General features: G+C 38.3%; 26 protein-coding genes and 1 pseudogene. 22 read left to right on the top strand and 5 right to left on the bottom strand.

The features are described 5' to 3' along the window. Nucleotides 1-15: 15 nt before the first annotated feature. The 8 genes from ACZDYH_RS12135 to ACZDYH_RS12100 are packed head-to-tail and all read left to right on the top strand — an operon-like array spanning nt 16 to nt 8,085. A complete protein-coding gene (locus ACZDYH_RS12135; RefSeq protein ID WP_474886351.1) occupies nt 16-3,102 on the top strand; it encodes a DNA primase small subunit domain-containing protein in 3,087 nt (1,028 codons plus the stop codon). A gap of 23 nt (nt 3,103-3,125) precedes the next feature. After that, nucleotides 3,126-5,552: a bifunctional 3'-5' exonuclease/DNA polymerase gene (locus ACZDYH_RS12130; RefSeq protein ID WP_474886350.1), complete on the top strand. Its 2,427-nt coding sequence runs from the start codon at nt 3,126-3,128 to the stop codon at nt 5,550-5,552. Between the two features lie 3 nt (nt 5,553-5,555). Continuing rightward, complete coding sequence (locus ACZDYH_RS12125; protein WP_474886349.1) at nt 5,556-5,828, top strand: hypothetical protein; 273 nt, start codon at nt 5,556-5,558, stop codon at nt 5,826-5,828. Then, a complete protein-coding gene (locus ACZDYH_RS12120; protein WP_080598401.1) occupies nt 5,791-6,048 on the top strand; it encodes a hypothetical protein in 258 nt (85 codons plus the stop codon). Before ACZDYH_RS12125 ends, ACZDYH_RS12120 begins: the two co-directional genes overlap by 38 nt. Before the next feature lie 25 nt (nt 6,049-6,073). Then, complete coding sequence (locus ACZDYH_RS12115) at nt 6,074-6,439, top strand: hypothetical protein (RefSeq protein ID WP_474886348.1); 366 nt, start codon at nt 6,074-6,076, stop codon at nt 6,437-6,439. Nucleotides 6,440-6,455: 16 nt separating this feature from the next. Next, on the top strand, nt 6,456-6,758 hold the full coding sequence (locus ACZDYH_RS12110) for a hypothetical protein (protein ID WP_000219343.1): 303 nt from the start codon (nt 6,456-6,458) through the stop codon (nt 6,756-6,758). Next, nucleotides 6,755-7,294 carry a dUTP diphosphatase gene (locus ACZDYH_RS12105; RefSeq protein WP_474886347.1) on the top strand — a complete coding sequence of 180 codons (540 nt, stop codon included), beginning with the start codon at nt 6,755-6,757 and terminating at the stop codon, nt 7,292-7,294. Before ACZDYH_RS12110 ends, ACZDYH_RS12105 begins: the two co-directional genes overlap by 4 nt. An 11-nt stretch (nt 7,295-7,305) precedes the next feature. Further along, nucleotides 7,306-8,085 (top strand): hypothetical protein, encoded by a 780-nt coding sequence (locus ACZDYH_RS12100; RefSeq protein WP_474886346.1) that lies wholly within the window; start codon nt 7,306-7,308, stop codon nt 8,083-8,085. A gap of 101 nt (nt 8,086-8,186) precedes the next feature. Here ACZDYH_RS12100 and ACZDYH_RS12095 read toward each other — a convergent pair whose 3' ends face one another. Beyond that, nucleotides 8,187-9,056, bottom strand: coding sequence for an exosporium leader peptide-containing protein (locus tag ACZDYH_RS12095; protein ID WP_474886345.1), 870 nt, complete (start codon nt 9,054-9,056; stop codon nt 8,187-8,189). A gap of 245 nt (nt 9,057-9,301) precedes the next feature. Here ACZDYH_RS12095 and ACZDYH_RS12090 point away from each other — a divergent pair, with 245 nt between their 5' ends. The 8 genes from ACZDYH_RS12090 (at nt 9,302) to ACZDYH_RS12055 (ending at nt 12,490) form a co-directional block, all read left to right on the top strand. Next, a complete protein-coding gene (locus ACZDYH_RS12090; protein ID WP_474886344.1) occupies nt 9,302-9,532 on the top strand; it encodes a hypothetical protein in 231 nt (76 codons plus the stop codon). A 2-nt stretch (nt 9,533-9,534) separates the two neighbouring features. Further along, entirely contained in the window at nt 9,535-10,137 is a 603-nt protein-coding gene (locus ACZDYH_RS12085; protein WP_474886343.1) for an HNH endonuclease signature motif containing protein, read from the top strand. 127 nt (nt 10,138-10,264) lie between these two features. After that, nucleotides 10,265-10,582, top strand: coding sequence for a transglycosylase (locus ACZDYH_RS12080; RefSeq protein WP_474886342.1), 318 nt, complete (start codon nt 10,265-10,267; stop codon nt 10,580-10,582). A 16-nt stretch (nt 10,583-10,598) separates the two neighbouring features. Beyond that, nucleotides 10,599-11,540, top strand: a complete 942-nt coding sequence (locus ACZDYH_RS12075; RefSeq protein WP_474886341.1) for a hypothetical protein — start codon at nt 10,599-10,601, stop codon at nt 11,538-11,540. A gap of 2 nt (nt 11,541-11,542) precedes the next feature. Continuing rightward, on the top strand, nt 11,543-11,689 hold the full coding sequence (locus ACZDYH_RS12070; protein WP_474886340.1) for a BC1881 family protein: 147 nt from the start codon (nt 11,543-11,545) through the stop codon (nt 11,687-11,689). Nucleotides 11,690-11,815: 126 nt separating this feature from the next. Next, a complete protein-coding gene (locus ACZDYH_RS12065; RefSeq protein ID WP_474886339.1) occupies nt 11,816-12,094 on the top strand; it encodes an AbrB/MazE/SpoVT family DNA-binding domain-containing protein in 279 nt (92 codons plus the stop codon). A 4-nt stretch (nt 12,095-12,098) separates the two neighbouring features. Then, complete coding sequence (locus tag ACZDYH_RS12060) at nt 12,099-12,296, top strand: hypothetical protein (protein WP_474886338.1); 198 nt, start codon at nt 12,099-12,101, stop codon at nt 12,294-12,296. Then, nucleotides 12,293-12,490: a hypothetical protein gene (locus ACZDYH_RS12055; RefSeq protein WP_474886337.1), complete on the top strand. Its 198-nt coding sequence runs from the start codon at nt 12,293-12,295 to the stop codon at nt 12,488-12,490. The genes ACZDYH_RS12060 and ACZDYH_RS12055 overlap by 4 nt, the downstream gene beginning before the upstream one ends. A 4-nt stretch (nt 12,491-12,494) precedes the next feature. On the opposite strand, the gene ACZDYH_RS12050 is transcribed toward ACZDYH_RS12055, so the two are convergent. Beyond that, a complete protein-coding gene (locus ACZDYH_RS12050) occupies nt 12,495-13,220 on the bottom strand; it encodes a hypothetical protein (RefSeq protein WP_474886336.1) in 726 nt (241 codons plus the stop codon). A gap of 123 nt (nt 13,221-13,343) precedes the next feature. Here ACZDYH_RS12050 and ACZDYH_RS12045 point away from each other — a divergent pair, with 123 nt between their 5' ends. The 4 genes and pseudogenes from ACZDYH_RS12045 (at nt 13,344) to ACZDYH_RS12030 (ending at nt 15,046) form a co-directional block, all read left to right on the top strand. Further along, nucleotides 13,344-13,526, top strand: a complete 183-nt coding sequence (locus ACZDYH_RS12045; RefSeq protein ID WP_474886335.1) for a DUF6877 family protein — start codon at nt 13,344-13,346, stop codon at nt 13,524-13,526. Continuing rightward, nucleotides 13,516-13,834 (top strand): annotated as a pseudogene (locus tag ACZDYH_RS12040) (hypothetical protein). The gene ACZDYH_RS12045 and the pseudogene ACZDYH_RS12040 overlap by 11 nt, the downstream one beginning before the upstream one ends. A gap of 121 nt (nt 13,835-13,955) precedes the next feature. Beyond that, on the top strand, nt 13,956-14,330 hold the full coding sequence (locus ACZDYH_RS12035) for a hypothetical protein (RefSeq protein WP_474886334.1): 375 nt from the start codon (nt 13,956-13,958) through the stop codon (nt 14,328-14,330). A gap of 335 nt (nt 14,331-14,665) precedes the next feature. Further along, nucleotides 14,666-15,046 carry a hypothetical protein gene (locus tag ACZDYH_RS12030; RefSeq protein WP_474886333.1) on the top strand — a complete coding sequence of 127 codons (381 nt, stop codon included), beginning with the start codon at nt 14,666-14,668 and terminating at the stop codon, nt 15,044-15,046. 349 nt (nt 15,047-15,395) lie between these two features. Here ACZDYH_RS12030 and ACZDYH_RS12025 read toward each other — a convergent pair whose 3' ends face one another. Then, entirely contained in the window at nt 15,396-15,863 is a 468-nt protein-coding gene (locus tag ACZDYH_RS12025; RefSeq protein ID WP_474886332.1) for an AbfB domain-containing protein, read from the bottom strand. Between the two features lie 324 nt (nt 15,864-16,187). On the opposite strand from ACZDYH_RS12025, the gene ACZDYH_RS12020 reads away from it, so the two are divergent. Beyond that, entirely contained in the window at nt 16,188-16,751 is a 564-nt protein-coding gene (locus tag ACZDYH_RS12020; protein WP_474886331.1) for a recombinase family protein, read from the top strand. A gap of 195 nt (nt 16,752-16,946) precedes the next feature. On the opposite strand, the gene ACZDYH_RS12015 is transcribed toward ACZDYH_RS12020, so the two are convergent. Together ACZDYH_RS12015 and ACZDYH_RS12010 are read right to left on the bottom strand one after the other, a co-directional pair. Beyond that, complete coding sequence (locus ACZDYH_RS12015) at nt 16,947-17,390, bottom strand: hypothetical protein (RefSeq protein ID WP_173631365.1); 444 nt, start codon at nt 17,388-17,390, stop codon at nt 16,947-16,949. Then, on the bottom strand, nt 17,391-18,038 hold the full coding sequence (locus ACZDYH_RS12010) for a S1 family peptidase (protein WP_217368070.1): 648 nt from the start codon (nt 18,036-18,038) through the stop codon (nt 17,391-17,393). A 174-nt stretch (nt 18,039-18,212) separates the two neighbouring features. On the opposite strand from ACZDYH_RS12010, the gene ACZDYH_RS12005 reads away from it, so the two are divergent. Continuing rightward, a complete protein-coding gene (locus ACZDYH_RS12005) occupies nt 18,213-18,641 on the top strand; it encodes a phBC6A51 family helix-turn-helix protein (protein ID WP_474886330.1) in 429 nt (142 codons plus the stop codon). The last annotated feature ends 14 nt before the right edge of the window (nt 18,642-18,655 follow it).

The raw sequence follows: 18,655 nt of genomic DNA, 5'->3' as shown, positions 1-18,655 counted from the left end.
GGAGGGCGTCTACAAATGGCAAAAAAGAAAGATAAAACAAGTGAGTATCAATATGTAGACGCATGGTACAGCAATCAGAACGGTAGAAGCATTCCGTGGAAACGAATCCCTTCCTCTGAAGTGAAGCAATTCCAAACGGGAGAGGCATTCAATTTCAATTGCTTTGCTACAGTTCAACGATTTGCGAACGACACAAAAGTAAAGGGGGAGGCATTTATTGCTCCCCTATATTTTGACCTTGACCATGCGGAAGACCCATCAGTCAGCCAAAAGGATGCAATAAAGCTGGTGGAATTTTTTACGAAAGAAATGGACATTCGTGAATCGGATATGTGGATTTACTTTTCTGGATCAAAAGGATTCCACATCTTAATAAGCTCCGATGCGCTCGGTATTGAACCGAGAAACGACCTTCATAAAATCTTCAAACATATGGCTGGGTACTTAGTACATAGACTAGGACTCACGTCACTAGACCTTGTGGTGTATACAGAAAAGCGGATGATTCGTTTACCGAACAGTATGCATCATAAAACAAACCTATTTAAAACAGAAATTAGTGTAAATGAGTTAAACAAATTAACACTGGAAGAAATTAAAGATTTAGCGAAATCACCAAGACATGCTGACGATCTACCTTATACGGCAGAAGAACGTAAAAAGGCAATGAAATACAGACCTCGTACAGGGTATTTACTAATAAATAAGACAGAAGAATATGAACAAGCTGCAGCAACGAGTGCTCGTAAGTATGCGAAAGAAGAATTCCAGTTTAAGAAAGATAAACCACCGGCATGTGTAGTTGATATTTTAAATGGTGGATGGAAAAAAGACGGTGACCGAAACCAGGCAACAGTACAGCTTGCATGTTACTTCAAAGACGCTGGCTACACGAGAGAAGAAACAATGAAAGAGCTGGAAGACTGGGTGCTTAAATTTACATCTGAGGATAACGAGTATGGTAAGCAACAACGTGTTGCGAATACGAGAAGTGTTATCGATGCGGTATACAGCGGTGATAATACATACAAATTTGGTTGCGCGTTTATTCGTTCACTACATGGCGAAAAGAAACCGGGAAGCAAAGATTATGAACGTGTAGCGTGTGCTGGTGATATGTGTCATTGCATTAAGAAGAATGCTGAGGAAGAAGAAAATGCAAAGTTACTTCATTTAGCAGAGACAGGCAATGCGGATCTCACTGGAAAGCTTGTAAAAACACGTGTCATGGTTGCAGGGAAAAAGCATACGCCTTACATCATTCCGAAAAACATTGAGTACCATTGCTGGGGCAGAGAAAGTTGTAAAAAGGTACATTGCCCTCTATACGACATCCATACACATACAGGATATAAAGACCTGGGCGTAAGTGATCGGGAAGTTATTCAAATGACAGGTGTAGGTGACGATAATATAAAAGGCATTTTACGAGAAATATCAGGCATTCCAAATTGTCCGAAATACAATACCGATATTTTAGAAAACATGAACGTTGAAGAGTTGCTTGTAATCCCGATGGCTGAAGAAGATGACGAAAAGCAAGAGCAACATAAAGGGAATTATGTACTACGAAAAGTGTACGCCGTAAATGGACTAAACGTAAGTGAGAATAAGTACTACGAATTAACAGGTTATGTATACCCACATCCAAAGAATCAGGAGTCAACACTACTTGTAAAGAGTGCGGTACCGCTTCAGGATGTGGTTGAAAGTTTTGAGCTAAATGAACAAGTGAAAGAAGATTTAGCAACATTTCAGCCGGCTGATTATACAGCAGAATCGATTGAACAAAAATTAGGAGCCATTTGTAACGATTTAACGTACAACGTAACACACATTGTAGAACGTGACGAAACGCTACTTGCAGTATTGCTAACACTTCATAGTGTTTTACGTTTTAAAGTACCGTGGGATTTAAATCCGTTACGTGGTTGGGTGGAATTGAAAATCGTTGGTGACACAGGTACTGGTAAGTCTGCGCTCATTGAAAAAGTAATGAAATATGCAGGGCTTGGAACACGCGTGAATGCGGAAAGTACTTCTCGTACAGGTCTAACGTACAAGATGGAACAATCTGGTGCTCAAGGTGCATGGTACATCGTTTGGGGGGCATGGCCGTTAGCGGACAAAGAAATGATTTGGATCGATGAAGATACAGGTATTACGAAAGATGATTATGGTGAAATGACGCTCGCTCGTTCTGACGGGAAGCTGGAAGTAAAACGAGCTGTAACAGCTGAAACACCTTGTAGAGTACGTGCCATCATGTCAGGGAACGTACCGAAAGGGAAACGACTTGCTGATTACTCTCAAGGCGCAGAAAGTTTAAAAGATATTTTCAATAACGAGGATATACGTCGTTTTGACTTTGCAGTTTTTATGAGAGCGAGTGATGTGGATCCTGAGTTGTACAACCAAACGCTTGCTACGTATCCATCGATTATACAGAAGGATACTTTGAAAAATAACATCTTATATGCTTGGTCACGTAAGCCGGAGGACGTGCTATTTACAGACGGTACGATTGATAAAGTACTGGAGGTTGCGACAGACCTTGCGAAAGTATATGGAAATGCGAATGACATACCACTTGTTTCTCCTTCAGATCAGCGGAATAAAGTAGCAAGATTAGCAGTTGCACTTGCAGCTCTTACGCATTCAGTTGATGAATCAGGCGAAAGAATTCAAGTTTGGCCGGGACACGTTGAGTTTATTGGGGAGTATTTAAAAGCTTTATACAATGCTCCAGGTTGCGGCTTAAATTACTATGCTCGTTTAGCAATAAAAGAAGAAGAAATGACAGAAGAAAGATACCAGAAGTTTACGGCAGATCTTAAGAAAATCGATACGTTAACAGGCGAAATGAAATTCTATGAGTTTATCAAACTATTTGCTCAGCAGAAGTACTTACGACTTGGTGATGTTGAAGCAATGCTATCTATCGATAAAGAAGAAGCGAAAGCAATCGTAAATCAATTAGCGAAAATGAGGATGATCCTTCTAACAAGCGGTGGCTATCGAAAAACGCCACGATTTAATGCATATATTGCGTATTGCATGAAGAAAGGTCTCTTTGATCATATAAAAGATGAGTACTACTAATTATACGGACAAGCAAGACAAATATGACTGGAAGTGAAAATATGAAACTTGGAAGTTTATTCGGGAAACCAAGAACATTAGCGAGTAGTAAAAAACAGGTGCCGGTAAAGGAATCGAAATTAGCGGTAGAAATGGAAAAAAAGAAGAAGCCAGGGCAATTCGATATTGTTTGGCCAAAAGTAGAACCACAACAAGTGAAAGATTACCAAGCTATTCTTACAGTCTCTGAGTTAAAGAAATACCTTGAGCGTTGTATACAAACAGGTAAAGCAGGATTTGACTGGGAGACTGCAGCGAGTGAAGAAATTAGAGCGCATTACAAAAAGGCGTTTGAAGATATAGAAAAAGCATGTGCTATAGGTGCTATTGATGAGAAAGAAGCAGAAAAACAAAGAGAAAGTTTAGAAAAAGCATATTTAAAAACACCGTTAGATCCGTGGAAAGGGGAAATTTGTACCGTATCTTTATCAGCAGCGGCGCATGAATCAAGAGTTGTTCCAATATCACATAAAGTTGGCCAAGTATTTGAACCAAGTATGGATAGGAATGAAGCTAGAAAAGTTGTACTAGATTTACTCGATGAGTACTTATTTAAAAATGAAAATGTACTAAAGATTGCGGTTAACTTATCTTTTGAAACGAAATACGCAGCAAAGTACGGTAAGTATATTTTAGGAAAAGTAGCAGATCCATTGATCATGTGGGTGCGGTGTTTACAAATTGTAGCACCTCAAAAGATTAACAATTCAAAAAAGCCTACAAGCGGATGGGGTTTAAAACCAGCTACGAAACACATTTTTGGTGTAACGATGAACGACTTTTCCGCCCTATTAAAGAAATACAGGGTCAATTTCTTTGACGAAATTGATGCGAGTAAAGGTGAAGGGCTGCTTTACTCAGCTGAAGACTCGGATTATGCTGTGCAGCATTACGAATACTGGTCTCAAATTGCAGCTCAAATTCCTCGATATGAGGAATGGCTCCATAAGATTGAAATGCCATTCATGCGTGTTATCGGCCTTATGGAATATTGGGGGATGAATTGGGATCCAAACCTTGCAACGCAAAAGAAACAAGAAGCAGAAATTATGCAAGAGCAAGCGGCTGAACGTATTAAACAAATCGCGAAAGAAACGTTCAATATTGATATAAATACCGGTAAATCAGGTAAAACGAACGAAGTGAAAAGCTTAATGTTTGATTACTTAAAAATACCGATTGCCAAATATGGAAAAACAGGTGCGAGTCTTGATCAAGAGGCACTTATCGATATGGCATTTATGCTTGAGAATAAGCTAAAAGATATCGATGAGGAAAAGTACCTCAGTGTTCCATTACCTGAAAATTGGGAAAATACCAATCCTGATAAGGACCCTATCTTAGATAAATTAGAACGTGGCGCAATACGCATCGCAAAACGTGAACCGCACCCTTATAAAGAACAAGCGCTGGAAGTTATTGACCAGCTAAAGAAAATTCAAAAATACACGACGTTACTTTCTTCGCACATCATAGGACGTGAAAAGTACTTGAATTTCATGAGCGGACGGATCCATGCAGGGTACAGCCCATTTACGGAAACAGGACGTTTAAATAGTTTTAACCCAAATGGACAAAACGTACCGAGACCAGATAATGATGAGTTTAAGATAAGAAATTTTTTTGTACCTAAACCAGGAAAGATATTATTCTTCATTGACTTCTCAGGATTCGAGCTTCGCTTAATGGCATGGAAATCAGGCGATGAGGTCATGATTGAGTTATTTAACACAGGTGGCGATATGCACCGTAAAACCGCATCTGTAATGACTGGAAAGTCTGAGGCTGAAATTGTAAAGAAAGAACGTACAGATGCCAAGGCGGGCAACTTCGGTATCTCTTATGGCGGTACGGAACACGCTCTACAGTTCACATTTAAAACGAAATACATGATTCGTAAAACATTAGATGAATGTGCGCAGATCGTGAATGCCGTTAAAACAGCGTACAAACGCATACCAGAGTATCAACGCAAGATTGTTTTAGAAGCACGGGAACAAGGCTATGTACAAACAATTTATGGATATATGAGATTGCTACCTGGTATTAACAGCGCGAATAGAAGAGATCGTGGCTCTGCTGAAAGACAAGCAGCAAATACACCAGTACAAGGAAGTGCCGCTGACATTATGAAGAAAGTACAAAATGAAATTTATGAATCTATCGGTAAACAAGAAGGCGTACTTTCTCATGGAAGTGCCGATATGATTGCACAAATTCACGATGAAATCATTTTTGAAATAGATGATGATCCGGAAATTGTAGTTGCAGTAGAAAAACAAATTAAAAAAGTTATGGAGCAACCTCCAGTACCAGGATTTCCAGTTCCGATTGAGGCAGAAGGAAGTGTAGGTTATCGATGGGGCGAGAAAATGAGTGTTGAGTCCTGGCTTAAACAAAGGGAGGAATAGCATGTGGGAAGAGGAGAGGGACCACGTAAATTATTATTTGCGAAGCGTCATGCAACAGCATTACCACGTGTAAAGCCGGCAAGAATTGTAGGAAGTATTGCTGGAGAACCGTACAACATGGTTTGGGTAGTAAGTTCATTAAGAAAAGATAAAAAGACTGGTGTGTTAGACCCAGTACCACAAGATCCATACGCAGAATTACTACTTAGCAGTTGCTTTAAAAAATGGAGGGAAGACGATGAACGCCTTGAACCGTCAACAACGCCGGGCGAGTGAACGTGAGAGAAAGAAAACAAGGGAGCGGCAAAGTTTTCACAGAGGTGAAGTGCAGCAAGTATCCCTTTTATCGTATAAAGATGGCCGAACATTAGCATTACGTGCAGTAAAAGAAGTGTTAGGTTTGGGTCCGGTACGTTTAGAACGTGTACAGAAGCGATTAGAAGAACTAGAAAACGAGAATTTCAATGAACTATTTTTAGAACATTTAAGAAAATAAAAAGCTGTAGGAAGGATGTGCGATTGTGGGTGGTAGACAGCAAGGAAAGGGGTACGAAAATCGGAAAAGTGATCGGAAACTAGAAAAATTAAAACGTGAAATGGTTAGGCAAAAAAGGAAAGTAGCAAAAGGTGAGCTACGAAAGGCGGTAGTGTACTTGGACAATTCGGAGCAACAATTAAAAGATGTGATGCAAGAGAATCGTGATTTGCAGTTAGAAGTTGACTTATACAAGTCTCAGGTGAAAGTGAAAGACAATTACGCAAAACGTGTATTGAAAGAAAATAACGAATTACAGGAACAGATTAAAAATTTACGTAAAAAGTCTATTTCGTTATTTGTTTCTTATATGTTGGTAGCGGTCATTGTTAGCTTTGTAATTGTTAGATAAGAAGGGGGCGATCGAGATGACTGTAGTAAAAGACAACGAGTTCTGGAAAGAAGTGTATTACTACATGGAAAAGCATGGTTGCTATAAGGATGAGGCTGTAAAAGTCGTGGAGGCTCAGTTCAATAGTAAGAACGAGAAAAGAGTAAAAATTATTGAAGCTGTAAAAGAAAAGTTGATTTGTGCGGGAATACCTGAAAAGGACTCTTTAAAATTCGCAGAAACTGCACCCTTTGTTAATTCCTTAACTGGTGCAAGTGTAGAAAGAATGGTGAGAAGTTTTATAGATTTGTTTAAAAAAGGGGAGCGTGCAAAACAATGAACATCATTCATTTATTCCAGCTTCAAAAAGACCTTGATAACAAGATTGTGGAAAAACGTAGTTTACAAAACGTGCCCTTGTTTCAAGAAAAGAAATTATCATTTCGTGACGAATTAAGTGAGCTACTTCATGTGTGGCGCGGTCATAAGTTTTGGAGTGAAGATAACAAACCGATTACAAAAGGTGTACGTAACAAGGGTCAAATGATGGAAGAAGATAAGGAGTACTACAATCCGTTATTAGACGAATTTGTTGATGCACTTCACTTTGCTTTATCGATTGGATTAGAACGTGAATGGAATAAATATATCGATGCCTTTGTAGTACGTAATAGCAAAGGAAATACAAAAACAGAAATTATCGATGTGTTTAACGATTTATATGAAAACAAATTATGGACTGCCGCACATTACATGACCTTGATGAATGACTTGGCGTACTTAGGTGCAGCGCTTGGATTTTCGGCTATTGAAATTTACAACGCATATATCGAAAAAAATAAAATCAATCATGATCGTCAGGCATCCGGATACTAAAAGGAGGCGAAATGGTGGGGAAAGTTATTCTCTGGACAAAAGAAGAGGTAGCGTATCTCGAGGATTCCTGGGGAACATACAGCATTAAACATATAGCAAAAAAGTTAGGGCGTACTGTAAATGCGATAAAGTTAAAAGCAAATCGTATTGGTTTAAGTGACCCACGTTTACATTTTAACGGACTTACAGTACTCCAATTAGCTGATGTATTACAAATAAATTATAAAACAATCGAATCGTGGTATGAAAGATTCGCATTTCCTATAAGACTAAAGCTATTTGCAAAAACTCAAAAAATAAAGGTTGTTTACTATAAGGATTTTTGGAACTGGTTAAAACGGCATAAGCAGGTAGTTGATTTTTCAAAGGTTGAATATGGAGTTTTAGGACCTGAACCAGAATGGATGAAAGACAAACGTGATGCGGATGTGTATAGAAGGAAAAAAGAGAGAGATCCTTGGATCAAACAAGATGAATTATTACTAAGAAGTATGGTTAAAGCGAATTGTTATACGTATTTGTATATCGCGAAACGACTCCAGCGAACAGAAAGTGCAATAAAGAAAAAACTGGAGGAGCTTGGGATCCTCGAGAGACCTGTAGAAAGTCAGGTATCTTATACAGAAGATGAAATACGAATTAGTTTAGAACTATTTGAAAAAGGTTACACGGTAGATGCAATTGCAGAAAGGTTTGGGAAAAGTGCATTAACACTTGTTGGTTACTTAAAAAGTAAAGGGTATCGATTCAGAGCGAAAATGGTGATAAAGCCTAAAAATCCTGTGTTCTAGATTTCAAATAAAAAAGGCTAGGATTTCTCCTAGCACTCAAAACATAAGTCGTATGATTTTACAGGAAAAGAACAGCTAGCAAAAGCTAACTGCTCGGTCTGTTAAACCGGACTAGGTGGAAACTTTAAAGCGGAAAATCCGCGATTTCCGACTTGAGCCGAAGTTATAGTATCGCTCAAGTTACCTATATTCGCAACGATATGATAACGAACTGGACTTGGTGGTACTATCGGGTCCCCTGGGGAATCTATCCATGTAAATGTGGAGTTGAATGGATATAACATATTTACATCATTACCGACTTCGTAGTTTCCAGATACAGGTGTACTTGTCAGTAATAAATTATCACGAAATAACTGATAATTAATGGCATCTGCGTTAAATGATGAAGCGCCAGTAGCTCCTGTTTGAACATGAAGCTCTGTACCAATTGTTGCATTTAATAGAACTTGATCACCCGCTCTTTCTATAGGGACAAAGACCTCCATAATCGTTAAGTTATTTGTATTTGGTGGAAGATTTATAGCAGTGGGGCTTGGGGCAAGTGGAGTGAAAGACAGGCTTGGCCCGGTAGGCCCAGTTGGTCCAGTCGGCCCGATAGGACCAGTAATACCAGTCGGTCCAGTAATGCCTGTAGGACCAGTAATACCAGTCGGTCCAGTAATGCCTGTAGGACCAGTAATACCAGTCGGTCCAGTAATGCCTGTAGGACCAGTAATACCAGTTGGTCCTGTGATACCCGTAGGTCCAGTACTTCCGGTAGGACCAGTAATACCAGTGGGACCAGTATTTCCGGTAGGCCCAGTTGCCCCCGTCGGTCCAGTAATACCAGTGGGACCAGTCAATCCAGTAGGCCCAGTCGCACCCGTTGTACCAGTGGGACCAGTAGGAAATTGAAAGGGTTGGATAGGCGAGAATGTAGGCCCGATTGAACCCGGATCTAATGCAGCGGAAGATAAAAACTCATCCAATATAATTCACCTCTGAAAAATTCGTATTACTAATAGTAAATGCAATGATAGAGCAAAGTGAAATGGACAAGCGGTTGTATATTTGAAATTTAATAAAATCGTTATTTAAGAGAAAGGGAGAGCAAGAAATGGAAGGTAATTGGTGCATTATTTGTAGAGAGTATGTTGATGAATGTAATTGTGATGAAGAGGAGGTAGAAAACTAAACAAAAATGCTATTTGAGTAGCTAAGGAGGAGATTAAGAATGAGAAATACATTAGGTGACTTAAATAACCACTTGTTTGCGCAGCTAGAACGTTTAAGCGACGAGGAATTAAAAGGTGATAAGTTAATTGAAGAAATCGGTAGAGCACGAGCGGTTACAGATGTAGCTACACAAATCATTGAAAATGGTTCCCTGGTCTTAAAAGCACAAAAAGTGTATGACGATTTACTGGATGCAAACGCAAAAAAACCAAAGATGTTGGAAGGGTAACGATGAAGCACTGTTATACAGCAGAACAGAAGTTTTTTTTAGCTGAAAATATAAAAGGTCGTACACGGAAAGAATTGTGTGAAATGTTTAATGCGTATTTTGGGCTGAATTTAGGGCTAAATCAAATTACAGCCTATATAAAAAATAACGGCTTACGTAGTGGACTAGATGCAAGATTTACAGAGGGAAGTAAGCCATGGAACAAAGGAAAGAAAGGGATTTGTACTGGAGGGTCACAAACACAATTTAAAAAAGGTCAGAGGCCACATAATTATAAGCCTGTTGGTAGCGAAAGATTAAATTCTGATGGCTATGTAGACATTAAAGTCGCAGAACCCAACAAGTGGAGAGCGAAGCATCAATTACTATGGGAAAAAGAGAATGGACCAATTCCTAAGGGATACGTAATTATCTTTGGTGATGGTGATCGGCGTAATTTTCAACAGGACAACTTAATTTTGGTATCAAAGAAGCAGCTTGCTATTTTAAATAAAAATAGATTAATCCAAAATGATGCAGATTTAACGAGGATAGGAATAGCTATAGCTAACATATATAAGAAAATTGGCGATCGAAAGAAGGATACTAAGAGCAAACGGAAATGAATAAAAGAACAGCTAGCAAAAGCTAACTGCTCAATGAGAGAGAAATACAGTCATGGATGAAAATCTTGATGTACAAATAGTGTATCCATACTTTTATGTTTTATTCGAAAGAGGAGAGGGCAAAGTTATGAAACCCGTAAAAGCGAAATGTGAGGTATGTGAGCACGTGTTTCGTGTCCAGATGCTTGTAGCGCGAATATCAAACCGTGTGGACAAGCACTATTTCATTTGTCCAAGCTGTAAATCAGAATTTGTAAGTTATTATTCGAACCGTGAAATGAGACAGATGCAGAAAGAAATTTCAAAATTATACAACGGTTTCCGTAAATGTTATACGAAAGAACAGGCAGAAGTGATTCAGGCAAAAATCGATAAAAAGGATGTAGAGTTTAAATGGTTACGAGATAAATTACGAACGGATATTGAAAATGATTTACCAAATTAAAGGGGGTTAAAGTTATATGGATATACCTAAACAATTGATGATTGGTAGTGTACCGTACGATGTGGAAGTTGTAAAAGGATGGCTTGAAGAAAGAGAAAACGGAGAAGTAAGAATTGCTGAAGTAACGTATCATGAACAACAAATCAAGATTTCGGACAATGTAGCGAAGCATGAAGGGCAAATGAAAAACGTACTTCATGAAGCGATTCACGCAATGCTTTATGAATATGGATATGATCGTTTAAATAAAGAAGCAAACGTAAATGCATTAACTACAGTCTTTTTCGACTTTATTAAAAATAATATTCGTGGTGGGGTCTCCAGCTTTGTAGGGTATCAGTATTTATTACTTAAAAGTTCAGAAAAAACAAATTTAGAATTTTATGACTCTGATGCGGAGCCTGCGAATCTAAGACTAAAAAAAGAAACAGATGAATTTTCATTTATCAATACCGCAGCAGAACTTGTGAAAGTGGTTAATCAGCACCCACCAGAAGTGGATGTATCAGCAATAGGCGCTGCAATGGCAAAAGCGGAAGTTCATAAGGCTGTGGAACTAGGTGTTACGCATGAACAGATTCAGGAATCAGTTGTTAAGATGACCACGGATAAGCAGACTCGTAAACTGCCAATCGTAGAAGTGAATCGTAGCTCGTTTCCTATGGAAGAAATAGCAAAAATCACGAAAAAAGAAGAAGCGGATCCGACTCATTGGAAAACAGGTATTAAGTATGACGATGAAGGTAAACCGAGATATCGTACACGCTATGAGTGCTGCATGTGTGGGAATCGCGGGAATCAATATGAGTACCAAGAGAATAAATTTACAAAATGCCATAACTGTAACGTGAAACTCAAGATAGTACAGGCAACGAAAAATGGATTTCCTGAGCGCGATGCATTCGGTAATTTTTACGTAGCTAATGAAGAATACAGTGTGATTTTGGATGGTGAGTAAAGATGAAGAATATACCTACAAAAAACATAAGTGAAGAACTGGCGACACGTGAAGGTGTCACAACAGTGCAAGTAAGTCCCCATGAAAAGATTGAAGTAGCCGGTATTACGGTTGAGGGTCCGGCTGTGATTCTTATTAATAAGGACTAGGAGTGGTTGGATGGAAATTATATGTGATTATCCGATTTGGACAACGTGGTTTATCTGCGTAGTATTATTTGGTTTAGCAAGCGTTATAGAAGCTGTTAAAAAGTAAGGAAAAGGAGCTGAAGAGAAATGAAATCAACAGGTATCATTCGTAATATTGATCCATTAGGACGAATTGTAGTTCCAATGGAATTACGCCGTACATTAGGTATCCAGGTAAAGGATCCTATGGAGATTTTCGTAGATGGTGAATCTATTATTCTACAAAAATATAATCCTAATAACTCTTGCCAAATTACAGGCGAGGTTTCAGAAGAAAATATTGAACTAGCTGGCGGTAAACTCGTGCTAAGTCCTAAAGGGGTTGATCAGGTATTAGCGGAACTCGAAGCACGTTTGAAGGGGTGATAAAATGAGCGAACCTAATAAGCAATATACAAATATCGAACTGGAAATGATTTTGGATAACTTTGTAAAGGCGTTACCTATGCAAATGCGTATGCAGCGTGAAATGTCTAAAGTATATAAAGCACGTTTCGATGCACTTGTTTCAGAAGGTTTTACTAAACAACAAGCACTAGAAATTGTAAAGTCACGAGGTATAGAGTGAAAGGTTCGGAAGCAATTTTACGAGTGATGCACCAGGTAGGAGGAGAAATCCCGGCTACGCAGTTTGATACGTGGCTAGGACAACTCTCTCAGTTAGGTCTACTGGAGCAAGTCACGAAAGATAATGAGCATGTTTATTATTACCGGCTTACGGATAACGCAAGACAGTTTTTAGTGAAGAAGGGTGTGAAATAAAGCATCATTCGGAATAGCTTATAAGTTCGCCATCTTGTTCTTCGTCAATTTTATGAACTGTCCTATCCTCTTCGATTAAATAACAAGCGTTTGCGGGTTTATTATTTAAAGTGGTCAAATATATGAAATAGAGTTTATTACTAATCCCTGTGAACTCCTTAGCCGCTTGTTGGAAAATACCTTGACATTGTTTTGCTATATATTCGTATGCATATGTATGATTCAAATCCTCTTCAGATAAGTCGGTTAATACAGCTTGTATTTTGGTTTTAGCGTTTTGTTGGGTTGTCAAATTTGCACCTATGAGTTCAATATCTCCGGTATCCGTATATGTAAATAAATCTGTGTCCTCGACATAGTTTTTTATAGCAGTCAATGTATAACTATCATTCTCTACATCGTAGTCTGCTAGAAGCGCGCTACCTATTGGATGACTATCTATATGAGTTTTTGAACCGAATTGATTCACGTCATTGTAGAAATCAAGTATATAACTGCGTAGGGACGCAGTATCCAATACGTGAGAATTTTTAAATAAACGATTGCGCAAGATTTTCGCTGTATAAAAAGAACTTTCAGAACCAGAGGTTCCCATTATACAGTTAGGAGCAACGAATGTTAACTTACGTTTATAATCAGTATCTATTTCGTCAGTGTTTTCATCACTGAGACGCGTATCACTAACCATAAGAATACCTTTAGGTAATATGATACCAGCAATTAGAGTCATTGTGTCATCCCCATTCGAGTTTATATTTTAATACGACATTGATAATTATAACAGATGGTAACTATGTAAGTCCTGTTTTTAGGGAATATACGTTCTTAGTAGTGAGGTAAAGGAGAGAAACAAGTGAATTATATAGATCGTATCACGAAATTAGCTCCACAAGTACCGGCGGTCGTTTTAGAAGATGTGATGAATCGGATTAAGGATTGGATCGTAAGTGGTGGGAAAGAAGATGATCCGTATATTGAACAGCAACTGAGATTCGTGGAACGTGTGGCCGCAAGGAGTAAAGAACATGACATCTGAAGAAATAAGGAATTTAGAAATCGATGGTGTAGAGGTTCCGTTTTACGACGGGTATGTGACGGTACAAAGGAGTTGTTACGGGTAAGCTCACCTGGAGTCTCCATGTTGTGGATTATGGGGTAAGTGAATTTTTGGCCACGAACCAGTTACGTGATGTGAATATCGAGACAGAGCAGGGCAATGTATATGCTGGAGAAGGATTGATTGCGAAAGTGGCTGAGGAACGGTTTCTCCTAGCTGGAAAATCGGTGCTACGTGGCTATGAGACAACAGCGGCGTGGCACGTGTTTCGAGATTCGGAGAGGTAAATGATTTTAGATTGAAGTAGGGTTTTTATACTAAAATAAGCCTCTTTTGATATAGGTTAAGCACTGGAATGGTAATGTTTAATACGATGTCATTGTAAATAACATTGAGGAAGTGTTAATGGTGAATAACGAATTCGAAAACTATAATTTTGAAAATGAGCTTCAAAATTCTAATGTTAGTGTCAAACAGCAAGTCGAAGTGATACAGTTTGAAGCTGATATTAAAGATGGAAATCCTCTGGATGACGGTTTTTATTCTTTTGGATTTTATGCACATTTAGATCCAAATAAATTTTATCAAATAAGAATGAAAGCACCTCGTACTATGGCAGCAATAAACGGTGGTTGGGCTGCTTCAGAATATGGACCTTTGATAATACAGGAAAGTTACCCAGCTTACGAACATGGAAAGTTTGTACTAGATACGTGGCTTATGACTGTGATGAATCGAGCAGCTAAAAGGGAGTTTTTATTTTTTTTAATAGCTAAGCAGTAATTCCTAAGCGTTTTTTAGGGTATTCGTTTGTAATTTGACGTTGAATATTATCTGTTTTCAAGTTTCCCAGCTATTTACAAGAAAATAAAAATATATAAAAGAAAAGTTTTTAGGAGGGGGTCTAATACACTACAGTACTAAAAAAAGAAAAAGACAATAAAAAAGAACCCCCCCTTAAAAAAATATACCTTATATATATAATATAAATATAAAACTAATAATTATATTATTATATATATAGTAGTATTTATTAATAGGTATATAGTATGTAATACTATTAATGGTTTAAGGTGTTTGTTTTAGGGGTTTGATTTTCTGAGTCAGGAGGTTCGGAGATGACCAGAATTGATGGCTATGTTTCAAAGAAGACAATACAACTATGGCTGGAGAATTACGAATCACTAGCTGTAGGTGATCGGTTCCCTGATGCACCGCCTAGCTTTACTGGACCTGGTGCATTGGATGGGAAAGGTGATGGACGGTTGAATAAGATTGTGTTGGATCAGGCGATTAAACAATTACCGAAGAATATGCGGTATGTCGTATTGGCGCGGTATGTGGTTAAGGTTCCGCGGAAACGAATACTGCATACGCTGAGTATTAATGCCAATGAGTATTATAAGTACTGTGATAAAGCTGTAGATACGCTCTATCTGATAATCAATGGTGACATGGTTGGTATGAACCAGCTAATAAAAAAGTTGAGCAAGGCTTGACAAAGTAGGGTTTTTCTAGGTACAATATATGCTAGGATAGGTATTTTGTGTACATATCCTCCATATTTTCATTATGTCAAAAGCCAGGAACCTAGCACATGGGTACCTGGCTTTTTCTATGCCCGTTGGATTGGACTGACTGTGGCGTATATAGTAGGTAGAAACTAAGGTGACTACTGTAGTGGTTATCTAACTGTCGGCAACACGAAAGATGAAACCGATGGGTGTTTTATCAGCCGAGGTCGCTGAGGGAGAAGGCCCTTTGAAACTCAGGGGGCATAGTCATCTCTAGCTATATCAAAACTTAGTAAATTATAAAAAGGATTTTTGATCCAATGTATGTTTCATATTATTTTGGCCACAAAATTGCAGGATCTGTTATCTGAAATGAGGCATCTGCTTGGCCTAATTTGTCATTTGGGCCTATGAAAGAGATGTAAAGGTGAAAATTCGCATGGCGAATGTACCAGTTAGAAAGATTGGGATTGGTACAACGAAATGATACAAATTCCCAACCATATGGATATGCAAGTCCTGGTTCTATAACAAACGTTGAGTCTGCTTGCATTAGTTGGTCTGCTGGATTATCTGGGTGAAGTTTAATACGGAATTCATGATGCCGTAAGAAAGAATTAGGATAGTTGTAGGAACGAAGTCTTACTAAGTTTCTGCTTTCATCAACATACTCCAAATTAAATGTAGCATCCATTCTATCTAAATCGTTATTTTGAGCGATTGGAGTGAGTTCCCCAAGAAAATTTTGCTGACGGATGAATCTATCATTAAGGTTAAAGGATCGAAAAGAACGCCAAGCCATAATATCACTTCCTTATATTTTTAAAGTAGTTTCAATATTGTATGTGGATATATAAGTTTTAAGAATATTGTCCATACAAAATCGAAAGACAAATCTTTGGATGGAAAACAAAAAGATCCCGTTTACTAATCATCCTTGAGGTATATAATTGGGAAAATACTGGTAAGAGGAAAAAACTGTTCTTTTAGCCGATTGTTTCGACTTCACAAGATGGTGTCACAACTTAAAGGTTTTGACACTTTGCTATGGGTGTGATAGTATCAAGGTATCAAATGGTGTCATAACTTAGTGTCATTAGTTAGGGCCGAAATGGAGCTGATATGAATGAAGTACGGATATGCGAGGGTAAGTACGATTAACCAGGACTTAGAGGCACAGATTCAAACACTGGAGAAGGAAAGCTGTAGTATAATTTATTCAGAGAAGTTCACTGGTACAAAAGCTGATCGTCCTAAGTTTAAGGAACTACTTTCGATACTAGAGTCAGGTGACACACTGGTAGTTACAAAGTTGGATCGCTTTGCTCGTTCGACAGTCGATGCTATACAGACAGTAAGAGAACTGTTTGAAAAAGGTGTGAAGGTACATGTATTGAACATGGGACTGATAGAGGATACACCGACTGGGCGCTTAGTCTTCAATGTTATGAGCGCGTTTGCGGAGTTTGAACGTGACATGATTGTTGAGCGGACACAAGAAGGTAAAGCAATTGCTAAACAGCGTGAAGACTTTAGGGAAGGAAGACCGAATAAGTACAGTAAGAAACAAATTGAACATGCGCTAGGCTTATTAGCTAATAAGCATTCATATAAGCAAGTAGAAGAAATGACTGGAATCAGTAAAAGTACACTAATACGAGCAAAAAAGAAAAAAGAGTCGGAAAAATAATTTCGGCTTTTTCTTTTTGTTCGAGAACATATTCAGTCCCCCGGGGGAGGTCAGATCTGGTGAGGGGCTGGCAGGCGCTCGTAACGTTCCGCCGGAATTTTTAAACTCGGTGGGATAGAAATTGAGTAAATGCAATAAACACACCTACTAATTATATAGCAGGTGTGTTTTATCATGAGAAAGCAATTTGATAGTTTAGTTGATTTGCATTTCGCACCATGCATTAAGCGAAGCTTTACCGATTATCATGAAAATAATAACAATAGCTGGTGCTATAAAAGAAGCTGCCAGACCAACTTTTGCACCAATTAATGCCGATATCGCAGAAACAAATGCTGTTTTATTTTCAGGTGATTGAGTTAATCGCGTTAATTCTTCACGCTCAGCAGCGTAGTCGGGACTTCCGCAAAGTATTTTCTGTACTTCTTTTTTTAGTAAGTCAAAAAACTTTTTTTCTGATTTCGGTTGTGTACTAAAGGGTGATGTATGATCTATAGAGGCTTCTAACCATGCAGTTGCAGCTTCCTCGTGTGAATTAGAAATCAGTAATTCAGATACTACACTTTTTTGATAATCAGGTAATGCATTAAGCCATTCTGTAGATTCTTGTTTTTCGAAAAATGAGTTTATAGTAGTCATTTATAACATCCTTTGTATGTATTCTGTAGAAACAGCGTGTGTTGTTTGATGTAGTGTTTGAGGGTCAATTCCCCCAAGGTTAATACCTCCGTTGACAGCGGGAACATAAGCACCAATTAGTATAGCGATAATCGTGTTGTCTGATTTTCTAATAACGGGTCCGCCGGATTGTCCTGGACGTGCTTGAATGTTAAGGACTAGGTGTTTTGATTTAATATTTTTAGTGCTTAGTAGAATTTTGGCGCCAACTTCACAAGTTTGTTGGGTTAGGACAATTCTACCTAGATCTGAATGCGGAAAACCAAAAATAGTAACTTCTTCACCAGGTATTACAGGGTCAGAATTTCCTACTTTTAAGGGTGCACGGCCAGAAATACCTTCTTTAAAGGACAGAATACAGACATCTCTTAAAGGGTCTATGTTTTCAATTTTAACCGGAAATAACGTAGACCTATTCATTGTGGTATCCTGATATCCTTCCTGAAAAGTATCATTAAGCCTAATCACAAGGTTTTCATCACTACCATTAACAACGTGAGCCGCTGTTATCAGGAGATTATGTTTATCTATAAGTGTACAGGTACCTAAAGCGTGGTAGGTAGTATTATTTTCTATCCTACCTATGGAGAAAATCATGTCATTAATCATTAAATCACCTACTAAAATATAATTTTAGATAAATTTTACCATAACAGTATTATGATTTAACAGTTTTTTGAACTCGTAAATCGTAATATTAATCAATTAATCATACGAATTTTAAGGCAATCGATACTAAATCGGTTGCCTTTTTCTATTTCACGAAGAAAGGGGAGCGAAATGATGGCGAAGTTAGACGAGTTAAAACAGAAACTTACGGCTAAACAAATTCAAGCGGCGTACTTGCTTGTAGAAAACGAGTTGATGGAATCGAATAACGAGGAAAAAAGAACCCAAGACGAAATGGCGAACGAGCTTGGTATAAATCGGACAACGCTTTGGGAGTGGCGAACTAAAAACCAGGACTTCATCGCATTCAAGAGTGAAGTGGCCGATAGTTTTCTAGCAGAGAAGCGCGAGCAAGTGTACAGCAAGTTAATGCAGTTAATTTTAGGGCCGCAACCGAGTGTAAAAGCTATGCAATTGTATATGCAGCGATTCGGTTTACTGACTGATAAGAAAGTAATCGAGGGTGATCTAGGAAATGAGACCCGTACAAATGCGGAAATAGAAGAGCAGCTTCAGAAATTAAAAAAATTGACAGGCGAGTAAAAGGAGGGCGGGCT

Source organism: Bacillus sp. EB V-12 (genome assembly GCF_056158125.1).
The sequence above is the reverse complement of the archived record's forward strand: the minus strand, read 5'-3'. Positions and strand labels throughout refer to the sequence as shown.